Raw genomic sequence first — 12,677 nt, 5'->3', positions numbered from 1 at the left:
AGCCTCGTCCGCGCCGCCCCCGTGCCCGGACAAGGGCCTGGTGCACTCGCTGTCGCGCACGGGTCGCCGGCGTCCGGTCCGCTTCGTGGGGCCGCTCACGGCTGCGCCCCGCCGGGCGGTCTTCCTCCGGCGGGGCGCGGTCGTGAGCGTCGTGGATCAGCTGACGGAGACCTCGGGCTCGCCGGAGGCGATGCCGTCCTTCTCCATCTGTTCGGCGATCTTCATGGCTTCTTCGATCAGCGTCTCGACGATCTTCGACTCGGGCACGGTCTTGATGACCTCGCCCTTCACGAAGATCTGCCCCTTGCCATTGCCGGACGCGACACCCAGATCCGCCTCACGGGCCTCACCCGGACCATTGACGACACAGCCCATCACGGCCACCCGCAACGGCACTTCCATGCCCTCAAGCCCCGCACTGACCTGATCCGCCAGCTTGTACACATCCACCTGCGCCCGCCCGCACGACGGACACGACACGATCTCCAGCCGACGCTGCTTCAGATTCAACGACTCCAGAATCTGCAGACCGACCTTGACCTCCTCCGCCGGCGGCGCCGACAACGACACCCGGATCGTGTCGCCGATCCCCTCCGACAGCAACGCACCGAACGCCACAGCCGACTTGATCGTCCCCTGGAACGCCGGACCCGCCTCCGTCACCCCCAGATGCAACGGGTAATCACACCGCGCAGCCAGCTGACGGTACGCATTGACCATCACCACCGGATCGTTGTGCTTCACCGAGATCTTGATCTCCCGGAAGTCATGCTCCTCGAAGAGCGACGCCTCCCACAGCGCCGACTCCACCAACGCCTCCGGAGTCGCCTTCCCGTACTTCTTCAGCAACCGCGCATCCAGCGAACCCGCGTTCACACCGATCCGGATCGGCGTACCCGCATCCTTCGCCGCCCGCGCGATCTCCTTCACCTTGTCGTCGAACTGCTTGATGTTCCCCGGATTCACCCGCACCGCGGCACAACCCGCATCGATCGCCGCGAACACATACTTCGGCTGGAAATGAATATCCGCGATCACCGGAATCTGCGACTTCTTCGCAATCGTCGCCAACGCGTCCGCGTCATCCTGCGTCGGACACGCCACCCGCACGATCTGACAGCCCGACGCCGTCAACTCCGCGATCTGCTGCAACGTCGCACCGATGTCCGACGTACGCGTCGTCGTCATCGACTGCACCGACACCGGCGCATCCCCGCCCACCGCAACCGATCCGACCTGGATCTTGCGGCTGACCCGCCGGTCGGCGAGCTTGGTCGGAACGGACGGAATTCCGAGAGAAATCGCAGTCATGCGCTGAGCATCCCCAAGGTGTGGATCGAGGTCCCGAGATCGGCGGGCTCCGGGTTCCGAGGTTACGTCACCGGCGGCGGCCCCGAGCACACCGCGTGCGGAAGTGCCGCACGCGGGTGACGGCCCGGACACACACTGTGTGCCGGGCCGTCACCCTTCGTACACCGGGCCGTCCGGGAGGTCAGGAGATCTTGACCGGATTGACGATGTCGGCCACCAGCACCAGTAGCGTGAAGCAGATGAAGACACCTGCGACGACATAGGCGACCGGCATCAGCTTGGCCACGTCGAAGGGGCCCGGGTCGGGGCGCTTGAAGACGCGCGCCACGTTACGGCGCAGGGCCTCCCAGAGCGCTCCGGCGATGTGTCCGCCGTCGAGCGGGAGCAGGGGCAACATGTTGAAGAGGAACAGCGAGAGGTTGAAGGCCGCCAGCAGGAACAGCATCATCGCGATCTGGTTCTGCGCCGGCACGTCCAGCGCCATCACCTCGCCGCCGATCCTGGCCGCGCCGACGACCCCCACCGGGGAGTCGGCCGCTCGCGGGCCGTCGCCGAAGGCGGCGTCCCACAGGCCGGGAATCTTGGACGGGAGGGCGATGATCGAGTCGACGCCATTCTCGATCATGTCTCCCATGCGGACGACCGAGTCGCCGAAGGAGAGCGGGACGATCTCGGTCTGCGCGGCGAAGCCGAGGTAGCCGGCCGTCACGTACTTACCGGGGATCGCATCCCCGTTGGAGTCCTTCTTCGCCACGGCGTTCTTCTTCAGCACGGCGTGGAGGGTCTGCTCCTGACCGTCGCGCTGGACCGTGATGGTGGCAGGACCGACGGTGTCGCGGATCCGCTCGGAGAGCGTCGCCCAGTCGTCGACCTTCTGGCCGTTGAAGGCGACGATCTTGTCGCCCTTCTTGAGTCCCGCCGCCTGTGCGGGCGAGACGGCGTCGGTCTTCTTGCAGGTCTCGCGGTTCTCGCTCTGGGGGATCACGCACTTCTGAACGCCCGCGACCTCAGTGGTCTGGGTCTGGAAGCCGAAGGACATCGCCACACCGAGGAAGATCGCGACGGCGAGGACCAGGTTCATGAACGGTCCGGCGAACATCACGATGACGCGCTTCCACGGCTTGCGCGTGTAGAAGAGGCGCTTCTCGTCACCGGGCTCGATCTCTTCGAAGGCCGCGGACCTGGCGTCCTCGATCATGCTGCGCCACGGTGAGGTGGACCGCGCCTCCAGGCGCCCGTCCGGTCCCGGCGGGAACATGCCGATCATGCGGATGTAGCCGCCGGCCGGGATGGCCTTGATCCCGTACTCGGTGTCGCCCTTCTTGCGCGACCAGATCGTCGGTCCGAAGCCGACCATGTACTGGGGGACGCGGATGCCGAAGAGCTTCGCGGTCGACAGGTGCCCCAGCTCGTGCCAGGCGATCGAGAACAGCAGGCCGATGACGAAGACGACGATGCCCAGAATCGTCAACAGGACCGTCGAAATACTCATGCGCGCGCCTCCGCTGTCGCTTTCGCCGAGAGTTCACGGGCCCGGGCGCGTGCCCAGGTCTCCGCTTCGAGGACGTCTGCGACCGTGAGCGAAGTTCCCGTGGCGGGGGTGCCGTGTTCGGCCACCACAGCGGTGACCGTATCCATGATTCCGTTGAACGGCAGCCGTCCCGTCAGAAATGCGTCGACGCATTCCTCGTTCGCGGCGTTGAACACGGCGGGGGCGGTGGCGCCGAGCGTGCCCACGTGCCGGGCCAGTCCCACGGACGGGAAGGCCTCGTTGTCGAGGGGGAAGAACTCCCAGCTGGACGCCTTCGACCAGTCGAAGGCGGGGGCCGCGTCCGGGATGCGCTGGGGCCAGCCGAGGCCGATGGCGATCGGGCCCCGCATGTCCGGGGGTGTGGCCTGGGCGAGGGTGGAGCCGTCGGTGAACTCGACCATGGAGTGGACGTAGGACTGGGGGTGGACCACGACCTCGATCCGGTCGAACGGGATGTCGTAGAGGAGATGCGCCTCGATGACCTCCAGTCCCTTGTTGACCAGGGTGGCGGAGTTGATCGTGATGACCGGTCCCATGGCCCAGGTCGGGTGCGCGAGAGCCTCCTCACGGGTGACGTCCACGAGTTCGCTTCTGGTGCGTCCCCGGAAGGGGCCGCCGGACGCGGTGACGACGAGCTTGCGCACGTCGGCGCGGGTGCCCGCGCCGAGCGCCTGGAAGAGGGCGGCGTGCTCGGAGTCGACCGGGATGATCTGGCCGGGCTTCGCCAGCGCCTTCACCAGCGGGCCGCCGACGATCAGCGATTCCTTGTTGGCCAGGGCGAGCGTGCGGCCCGCCTCCAGCGCGGCGAGCGTGGCGGCGAGACCGATCGAGCCGGTGATTCCGTTGAGCACCGTGTGGCAGTCGCCGGCGGCGAGCTGGGAGGCGGCCTCGGGGCCGGCCAGGATCTCGGGGAGCGGCTCGCCCGTCCCGTACTGCGCGCGCAGCGCCTCGCGCAGGGCCGGTACGGCGTCCGGCGCGGCGACGGCCACGGTACGCACCCGCAGCTGCCGGGCCTGCTCGGCGAGGAGGGCGACCCGTCCGCCCGCGGCGGAGAGCCCGGTGACGCGGAAGCGGTCGGGATTGCGCAGCACCAGGTCGATGGCCTGAGTACCGACGGAACCGGTGGAGCCGAGGATGACGAGATCCCGGCGGCCTTCCGCGGCGTCGAAGACGAGGTGCGGGTCGGCGAGGGGGGCAGGGCTGTCGCTCATGCCCCCCATTGTTGCCGCATCGGCTGTGCGTGTGGACAGTGCGTCCCCCGCACCCGCCCGGAGCGGTGCGGCGGGGTACACCCGACGCGCGTCCGCCCGGTGGGCCGCGGGTCAGCGAATGGGCCGGTGGACGTCGTCCCGGACGGACGGCCCCGGGGTGGCGTCGGCGATCCACGGTCCTTCGCCGCTCGGGTCGATGATGCCGTCCTCCAACCAGGTGTACGTACCGGACAGGACGCCGTCCACCACGCGTCGGTCCAGATCGTCTGTGTTGGACCACAGTCGGGTGAAGAGTTCCTCGACCCGGACGCGGGACTGGCGGCAGAACGCGTCGGCGAGCTGGTAGGCCTCGCGGCCGTGGTCGTCGCAGGAGCGCAGCAGTTCGGCGCGGACGCAGGCGGCACTCATCGCGAAGAGTTCCGCACCGATGTCGACGATCCGGCCGAGGAAGCCCTGCTTGGTCTCCATCCGGCCCTGCCAGCGCGACATGGCGTAGAAGGTGGAGCGCGCGAGTTTACGGGCGGAGCGTTCGACGTAGCGCAGGTGGGTGGACAGGTCCGGGTGGCCGGCCGGGTTGAACTCTCCGTACGTACGCGGGAGTTGTCCCGGCCCCGCGACGAGTTTGGGGAGCCAGCGGGCGTAGAAGCCGGCCGCGTTCGCGCCCGCTTTCGCCTTGGCCGAGAGGGGTTTGTCGGGGTCGATGATGTCTCCGGCGACCTTCAGGTGGGCGTCGACGGCCTCACGGGCGATCAGCAGGTGCATGATCTCGGTGGAGCCCTCGAAGATCCGGTTGATCCGCAGGTCGCGCAGGAGTTGCTCGGCGGGGACGGCCCGCTCGCCCCGGGCCGCGAGCGAATCGGCGGTCTCGAAGCCCCGGCCGCCGCGGATCTGGACCAGCTCGTCGGCCATCAGGCAGCCCATCTCGGAGCCGTAGAGCTTGGCGAGAGCCGCTTCGATCCGGATGTCGTTGCGGTTCTCGTCGGCCATCTGGGAGGAGAGTTCGACCACCGCTTCGAGCGCGAACGTGGTCGCGGCGATGAAGGAGATCTTGGCGCCGACGGCCTCGTGCCGGGCGACCGGCCTGCCCCACTGCTCGCGCACCGCCGACCACTCACGGGCGATCTTCAGGCACCACTTCCCGGCGCCGACGCACATCGCGGGCAGCGAGAGCCGTCCCGTGTTGAGCGTGGTCAGGGCGATCTTGAGCCCCGCGCCTTCGGGGCCGATGCGGTTCGCGGCGGGGACCCGGACGCGGTGGAAGCGGGTGACGCCGTTCTCGATGCCGCGCAGGCCCATGAAGGCGTTGCGGTTCTCCACGGTGATGCCCGGGGAGTCCGCCTCGACGACGAACGCGGTGATGCCGCCCCGGTGGCCCTCCGACTTCGGGACACGGGCCATCACGACGAGCAGGTCGGCGACGACACCGTTGGTCGTCCACAGCTTCACCCCGTCGAGGATGTAGTCCGACCCGTCCGGAACGGCCGAGGTGGCGAGCCGGGCCGGGTCGGAGCCGACGTCCGGCTCGGTGAGCAGGAACGCCGAGATGGCGGTGCTGGCCAGCCGGGGCAGAAAGGCGTCCTTCTGCTCCTGGCTGCCGAAGATCTTCAGCGGCTGCGGTACGCCGATGGACTGGTGGGCGGAGAGCAGCGCGCCGATCGCGGGGCTGGCGGAGCCGACCAGGGAAAGGGCCTTGTTGTAGTAGACCTGGGTCAGCCCCAGGCCGCCGTACTTCGGTTCGATCTTCATCCCGAGCGCGCCGAGTTCCTTGAGGCCGTTGATCACCTCGTCGGGGATCCTCGCCTCACGCTCGATCAGGGCGCTGTCGATCCTGGTTTCGCAGAAGTCGCGCAGCCGGGCGAGGAACGCCTCGCCGAGCCGGACGTCGTCCACGGGCGGCAGCGGATGCGGATGGATCAGGTCGAGGCGGAAGCGCCCGAGGAAGAGTTCCTTGGCGAAACTGGGCTTCTGCCAGTCCTGTTCGCGCGCGGCCTCGGCCACTTGGCGCGCTTCACGCTCGGTGACCTTGGGCGTGTTCTTCGGTGCGGATGGTGCGGACATGAGGAGCTCACCTCGCCGCGTTGTGGGGTGGGCGGACGCGGCCGGTCCGCCCGGAGCGCATGGGCGCCTGCCGAGCCGTACCAACCGGTGTACTTGTCCTGATGTACCCGATTCCAGGGACTCCCACCATCCCCCGGACGCCGATCGGGTCGGGAGCCACTCCACTGGACAGCCCCGTGGTGACAGGGCGGTCGGGCCGTGAGCGGGGCGGGTGGAGCAGAGACGGCCGGAGTCCCCGCGCGGTGGGGCCCTTGCAGCGCCGCCCTGGTCTGTGGTTCTCCTCCGACCTGTGGTTCTCCTCCGACCTGCGCGAACGCAGAGGGCCCGGCAGGCGGGCCGTCGGGCCGGGCCACGCCCCGTCGGCCACGGAGCGCGAGAGAGGGCACTGACGATGCCCCGCCGATACGGGGGAGGGCGGCGGGCACCCGCTCCCAGCACGGCAGCCACGGTGTGAGCCGTACGGACAGAGGACTGCTCTGCCCGGCGGAGCCCTCGCTCACGGAGAGGACCACGTCGGCCCTCCGAACCACGGCGTCACGCACGGCGCGCGGCATATCAGCCGGCGTGAGAGCTACGTCTTCCGCGTGATACCTGGCGGGCGATGGCGCAGTGGGCTGCTGCCGCGGATCTGCAGGAGAAGTTGCGGCTGGGGCTGGTTCCCGTCGGTGCGTTCGGGCTGGTTTGAACGCCGGGGGCGGACACGTTGCGCAGGGTGTTGTCGGCGGTGAAGCCGGGTGAGCTGGAGGTTCTCCTGCGGGTGCGGGAGCTGGCCCTGGAAACGGTGGCGGCGGACGGCAAGGCCCTGCGGGGATCACGGCGGGGTACGGAGAGTGCTGTGATGCTGATCGGCGCGATGACTCAGGACGGCACGCTGGTCGCGCGCACCACCGATCGCAGTGACCGTGCCACCGAAGCTCGACCCTCCGCCCATTGACCCAGCGTTGTTGCCGGCACCTCCGGCGCCGCCTGCTCCGACGGCGACCGACTCCACACCAGCGAGAGCCCCCACCTCGATCACTGACTCCGAGTAGCCGCCCGCGGACGCGCCGGGCCGGGCAATCAGCTGATTCGCCTCCGCTTCGGCGCCCGCCGACCCCCACCACCCGCCTGGACCTTGACCCGTACGCGGGCCAGCCAGGGGTAATCCGCTTTCCTGAACTTGAAGGTCCCGGGCGTACTGAAATGGACGACCTTCCGGAGGCCCATCGTGCCCGGGTTCAAGCAGAGTTCGCCGGTGTCATCCACGTTGAACTACTCGCCTCATGCGCAGACCGCAGCCATGACCTGACCCCTTCCAAGGGGTTGCAGTGAAGCCCGGCCCATAACCAGCAACTGCATCGAGCCTAAGGCAAGGCGCCTGGGGGCTTGAGCTTCCCCGGCCCTGCGGCCAGGATCTGTACGGAGCGACACGCACAGCATGGATACCCGGCTGCTTCTCGGTGAAGCCGGGCGTACGGGCCTGCCTGAAACACGAACCGTGAAGGGATGCTGATCATGCGCATAGAGGCTGCTCGCACTACTCTCGCGGCCGTCACCATAGTGGCCGCTCTGGGGACCGCGGGGACGACCCCGGCCGCCGCCGGTACGGCAGCTGCTGCCAAGTATCCGGGGCAGGTCAAATGCCCCAAGGGCGACTATCAGCTCTGCATCGATGGCGGTCCCGGTGGATTCACCATCAGTGGTAAGACCTTCTCCGGCCATCAGAACGCGATCCGTCTCAAAAACGTCTCGAATGTCACGATCACCGGGAACACGTTCAAGAATCTCAGCGGCTCCGACGGCTTCGGCGGGGTCCACGTTCTGAACTCCTCCAAAATCGTGATCAAGAAGAACAATTTCTCCAATCTGAACAACAAGGGAAAGATGCACGGGGTCTACCTGGTCAGGACCTCGGGCAGCATCGTCACCAGCAACAAATTCTCATCCATCAGCGGTGACCCCGTACGGATCAGAGACCGAAGCAGCAAAAACACGGTGAGCGGAAACACCTTCACCAAGTCCGGCAGTTACGCCATGTTCAGCGAGTGGTACGACCCGTCAAAAGGCGAGGCCTGCGGGAGCGGCAACATCTTCAAGAACAACAAGTACGGAACCGGATACTCAGGCAAGGTCTCACTGATCAAGTGGGGCGGCTGGACCAAGAAGAATAAGGTCACCTGGGGCCACTGCAAGAAGGCGAGCGTCGTCAACAAAGGCGGCAACACCAGGATTTAGCCTCGATCCGCCAAAGTTGCTGTGAGGTGGACGTCGACGTCGGCAGCGGGTACGGCGGGCAGCAGCCCAAGACCGAGGACCGGCCGGGTACGCCACACCCGCACCGTCACAGTGGCGCCGGTGACCTCCTCGGCGGTGAGGGTCAGCGGCCCGTCCTCACCCCGCTCACGGTCGACCGCGGTGGCACTGATGACAGGCGGTGCCGGCAGCGGGGGGTCGAGGAGCCATGTGGCGCGGCCGTGGTGGTCGGTGACGACCACCACGGCGGCCGGGGCGGGACCTGGCTGCCCTTCCGGACCCGGCGGGCCGGGGTCGCCCTTCGGGCCCGCCACGGGGCGTGGCTTGGGCTGGTGCTCGATGGACCGGGTACGCCGGTCAAGGTCGCGGTCCAGCGCGCGGATGCGCTGTTGCTTGTAGCGCTTGCTCGCGGTGCGGTTCTCGACGGACTCAACGGCCCAGCGGTCGAAGCGGTATCGCAGCTGGTCGGCGGCTGTGGGGTCGACGTAGCCTTTGCCCTTCACCCAGCCGGGGGCCAGTGCTGCCCGGCCTCGTCAACGGCGTCCCTGAAGACCTTGGCCGAGTCCTCGTTGTCGAAGCGTTCGGTCTGCTGCTCACTGGCCCTCACACCGCCTTCGCGCCACCTCACCTGGTAGCTGGAGACCTCCCCAGCCCTGTTCCTACGCGCAACAAGGTTCGCCATATGCGGACATTAACGGCTCGTGCTCCCACGGTGCTCCCACTACCCCATCCGAACCAGCCAAGATCCGACCATCGCCGCAGCTCAGCGTGCAGATACGCAGAAACGGCCGAAGCCCCCGCACAGTGGGCTTCGGCCGTCTCTCTGCCGCCTGCTGTCGTGCTGTCCAGGCGGAACGCAGGCGACGTAGGTGGATCGGTTCGATCCTGTTCGCGGACTACAGGGCGAGGCCGGTGAGGACCAGCACGCGCTCGTAGGTGTAGTCGTCCATGGCGTAGCGGACGCCCTCGCGGCCGACGCCGGACTGCTTGGCGCCGCCGTACGGCATCTGGTCCGCGCGGTAGGAGGGGACGTCGCCGATGATCACGCCGCCGACCTCAAGGGCACGGTGGGCACGGAAGGCGGTCTGCAGGTCGTGCGTGAACACGCCTGCCTGCAGGCCGTACTTGGAGGAGTTGACCGCTGCGAACGCCTCGGCCTCGCCGTCCGCCTTCTGCACGGACAGCACCGGTCCGAAGACCTCCTCGCAGGAGAGGGTGACGTTGTCCGGGAGCTCGGCGAGCACGGTCGGCGCGTACGTGGCACCGTCCCGCTTGCCGCCGGTGAGCAGCTGGGCGCCGGCCTGCACGGCCTCGTCGACCCAGGACTCGACGCGCTTGGCGGCGTCCTCGCTGACCAGCGGGCCGACGTCGGTGGCGGCGTCGGACGGGTCGCCGGTGACCTGGGCCTCGACGGCCGCGACGATCTTCGGGAGGAGCCGGTCGTAGACCTGGGCGTCCGCGATGACGCGCTGCACCGAGATGCAGGACTGGCCGCCCTGGTAGTTGGAGAAGGTCGCGATACGGGTCGCGGCCCAGTCCAGGTCCTCGTCGGAGGCGTAGTCGCCGAGCACGACCGCGGCGCCGTTGCCGCCGAGCTCCAGGGTGCAGTGCTTGCGCGGCACCGACTCCATGATCGAGTAGCCGACGGGGCCGGAACCGGTGAAGGAGATCACCGGCAGGCGCTCGTCCTGGACCAGGGCGGGCATCCGGTCGTTGGGGACCGTCAGCACGGACCACGAACCGGCCGGCAGGTCGGTCTCGGCCAGCAGCTCGCCCAGGATCAGCGAGGAGATCGGGGTGGCCGGGGCGGGCTTCAGGATGATCGGGGCACCGACGGCGATGGCCGGGGCGACCTTGTGGGCGCTCAGGTTCAGCGGGAAGTTGAACGGTGCGATGCCGAGGACCGTACCGCGCGGGAAGCGCCGGGTCAGGCCGAGGCGGCCGGTGCCACCGGCGTCGGTGTCGAGGCGCTGCGCGTCACCGCCGTTGAAGCGGCGGGCCTCCTCGGAGGCGAAGCGGAACACGGAGACGGCGCGGCCGACCTCGCCGCGGGCCCACTTGATCGGCTTGCCGTTCTCGGCGGAGATCAGCTGGGCGATCTCCTCGGTGCGCTCCACCAGGCGCCGTACGACGTGGTCGAGTGCGGCGGCCCGGACATGGGCCGGGGTCGCGGCGAACTCCTCGCGCACGGCGTGCGCGGCCGCGACGGCCTCCTCGATCTGGGCGTCGGTCGGCACGCTGACGGTGCCGACGAGACGGCCGTCCCAGGGGTTGGTGACGTCGAAGCTGTCCTCGCCGGTGGCCTGGCGGCCGGCGAGCCAGAAGGCGTGGGTGGAAGTCATGGAGGTTCCGGCCCTTCGGAGACGTGGGGTGTGTTGCCCCCACCGTAGGGCCGCACGGCCGCCCTGGCGTTTGTCCGGCGTGGAGCAGTGCGCGACGGAGGTGCGCCGGTTTGTCGGATGCGTGTGCGTCGACGGGGACACCGGGCCCGTCCGTCGGCGCCAGGGTTACGACCTCACCCGCGATAGAGAGCGGATCAGCGAGCGGCGTCATGCGGCTTCGGATCCAAGGCGGAGGAGGGAAGCGACGCGACGGGGGTCCCTCCCGAGCAGGTTCGAGCGTGGGGGAGTCGTTCACCGACGACAACGCCGGAGGCGGAGTCGTATGACGCCGGGAGCCCGCTCTCCAACGCGGGTGAGGTCGTTACGTCTCCGGCACCTGCGTCTGGGGCGCCGACGGGGAGCTCGTGGCCTTCAGTGCCAGCCACAGCTCCATCCGGACGTCCGGATCGTCCAGGGAGCGGCCCAGGATCTCCTCGACCCGGCGCATCCGGTAGCGCAGGGTGTGGCGGTGCACGCCGAGGTCGGCCGCGGACGCGTCCCACTGGCCGTGATGGGCGAGCCAGGCCCGCAGGGAGGCGACCAGGTCGCCGCGGCCCTTGGCGTCGTGCTCGTGCAGGGCGCGGAGCATTCCGTCGGCGAAGGCCCGTACGGCGTCGTCCGCGAGGAGCCGCAGCACCGAGCCGGTCGCCAGCTCCTCGTGCTCGACCAGCGCCCTGCCCCGGCGGCGGGCCACCGACAGGGCCTGTTCCGCCTGTTTGTACGCGGCGGAGACGGCAACGGGGCCCGCCGGTGCGGAGAGCCCCACGACAACCTTGCCCTGGCCCTCCTCCGGCGCCGGTTCGCGCGACGGCCGTGCCTCATGGGACTCCTGGGCCTCCTGCGCCTCCGCGAACGCCGTGCAGGCGGCGACCGCGGCTCCGCCGTCCGCGGCCAGCACGACGAGCCGTTCGCCCTCGGGCACGGCCAGCAGCGCCTCGCCGGTCCGGAAGGCCGCCGCGTCCATCGCCTCGCCCAGCGCCGCCGGTGTCGCAGGCCCGGACGCCTCCGCGATGAGCAGCCGGAACGGGGCGTCGAGCAGCCCCCCGTACAGGTCCCCGGCGACCGCCCGTGCGTGGTCCGGCTGGCCGGCCAGCAGCATGCGCAGCACCGCCGCGCCCAGCCGCTGTTCGGCGCCCTGGAGGGACCGGGAGCGGGCGGTGGTCAGGGTCAGCAGGGCGACCGCGGAGTGCACGGCGTACCGCTCGGCGGTGCCGAGTGCCGCCCCCGTGCCGACGGCCAGGGCGCCCCGGACCCGGCGGCCGGTGCCGAGGGACTGGAGCTCGACCCGGTCGTCGGTGCCGCCGACGACCACGCTGGCCGGGGCGGGACGGTCCCGCAGCCGTTCCACATCGGGGGTGAGCCGGGCGGCCCGGCGGGCGGCCCACTCGGGGGCGGCGGCGACCACCGCGCCGGAGGCGTCGTACAGCGCCGCCCAGCCGTCGACATGGGCCGCGAGCCGGCCCAGGAGCTCGCCGGGGCCGTCGCCCGCGAGTGCGGCCTTCGTCAGCTCCCGCTGGGCCTCGAACCCCGCCGTCACGGCCCGGTACTGATCGGCGGCGATCGCCGACGACACCGCCTTGGCGATGGCGAGGAACGGGGTGCGGCGCGGCACTTCGAGGAGCGGCAGACCCGTCTCCTCCGCGGCGTCGATCAGGGCCTGCGGTACGTCGTCGTAGTTGACGCCGACGGCGAAGCCCAGACCGACGACTCCGGCCCCGGCCAACCGTCGCACGTACCGCCGCATCGCCTCGGGGTTCTCGGCGTCGAGGTTGGTGGCGGTGACGAGCAGGAACTCACCGCCCTCCATGTACGGCACGGGGTCGGTCAGCTCGCTGGCGTGTGCCCAGCGGACGGGAGCGTCGAGCCGGTCCGCCCCCGCGCGCACCGTGAGTTTGAGCGCCGAGTGCTGGAGGAGCGAGGCGAGAGTGGGGGGCATGGGGACCGTGGGACCTT

10 protein-coding genes are annotated in these 12,677 nt (G+C 69.6%); 2 read left to right on the top strand and 8 right to left on the bottom strand.

What is annotated here, in order from left to right; all coding sequences use genetic code 11:
• Positions 1–156: 156 nt before the first annotated feature.
• From ispG to OG936_RS26295, 4 genes are all read right to left on the bottom strand, one after another.
• The gene (ispG, locus tag OG936_RS26310; protein ID WP_266752503.1) at positions 157–1,311 is read right to left on the bottom strand and encodes a flavodoxin-dependent (E)-4-hydroxy-3-methylbut-2-enyl-diphosphate synthase; all 1,155 of its coding nucleotides are present in this window, start codon (positions 1,309–1,311) and stop codon (positions 157–159) included.
• Positions 1,312–1,492: 181 nt separating this feature from the next.
• Positions 1,493–2,803: a M50 family metallopeptidase gene (locus OG936_RS26305; protein WP_383751664.1), complete on the bottom strand. Its 1,311-nt coding sequence runs from the start codon at positions 2,801–2,803 to the stop codon at positions 1,493–1,495.
• Positions 2,800–4,053, bottom strand: coding sequence for a 1-deoxy-D-xylulose-5-phosphate reductoisomerase (gene dxr / locus OG936_RS26300; protein WP_383751661.1), 1,254 nt, complete (start codon positions 4,051–4,053; stop codon positions 2,800–2,802). The genes OG936_RS26305 and dxr overlap by 4 nt, the downstream gene beginning before the upstream one ends.
• Before the next feature lie 111 nt (positions 4,054–4,164).
• On the bottom strand, positions 4,165–6,111 hold the full coding sequence (locus OG936_RS26295) for an acyl-CoA dehydrogenase family protein (RefSeq protein WP_406497917.1): 1,947 nt from the start codon (positions 6,109–6,111) through the stop codon (positions 4,165–4,167).
• A gap of 712 nt (positions 6,112–6,823) precedes the next feature.
• Here OG936_RS26295 and OG936_RS26290 point away from each other — a divergent pair.
• The gene (locus OG936_RS26290) at positions 6,824–7,045 is read left to right on the top strand and encodes a hypothetical protein (protein ID WP_406497916.1); all 222 of its coding nucleotides are present in this window, start codon (positions 6,824–6,826) and stop codon (positions 7,043–7,045) included.
• A gap of 551 nt (positions 7,046–7,596) precedes the next feature.
• A complete protein-coding gene (locus tag OG936_RS26285) occupies positions 7,597–8,325 on the top strand; it encodes a right-handed parallel beta-helix repeat-containing protein (protein ID WP_406497914.1) in 729 nt (242 codons plus the stop codon).
• On the opposite strand, the gene OG936_RS26280 is transcribed toward OG936_RS26285, so the two are convergent.
• From OG936_RS26280 to OG936_RS26265, 4 genes are all read right to left on the bottom strand, one after another.
• Entirely contained in the window at positions 8,322–8,846 is a 525-nt protein-coding gene (locus tag OG936_RS26280) for a hypothetical protein (RefSeq protein WP_406497912.1), read from the bottom strand. The genes OG936_RS26285 and OG936_RS26280 overlap by 4 nt on opposite strands.
• A complete protein-coding gene (locus tag OG936_RS26275) occupies positions 8,843–9,025 on the bottom strand; it encodes a hypothetical protein (protein WP_406497911.1) in 183 nt (60 codons plus the stop codon). Before OG936_RS26275 ends, OG936_RS26280 begins: the two co-directional genes overlap by 4 nt.
• Positions 9,026–9,239: 214 nt before the next feature.
• Positions 9,240–10,685: an aldehyde dehydrogenase family protein gene (locus OG936_RS26270; RefSeq protein ID WP_383751638.1), complete on the bottom strand. Its 1,446-nt coding sequence runs from the start codon at positions 10,683–10,685 to the stop codon at positions 9,240–9,242.
• A gap of 361 nt (positions 10,686–11,046) precedes the next feature.
• Positions 11,047–12,660 carry a PucR family transcriptional regulator gene (locus tag OG936_RS26265; RefSeq protein ID WP_406497908.1) on the bottom strand — a complete coding sequence of 538 codons (1,614 nt, stop codon included), beginning with the start codon at positions 12,658–12,660 and terminating at the stop codon, positions 11,047–11,049.
• Between the last annotated feature and the right edge of the window lie 17 nt (positions 12,661–12,677).

The organism is Streptomyces sp. NBC_00846 (assembly GCF_045207325.1).
GTDB lineage: Bacteria > Actinomycetota > Actinomycetes > Streptomycetales > Streptomycetaceae > Streptomyces.
Note: the sequence above shows the minus strand (reverse complement) of the source record. Positions and strands in the feature narration are given on the sequence as shown.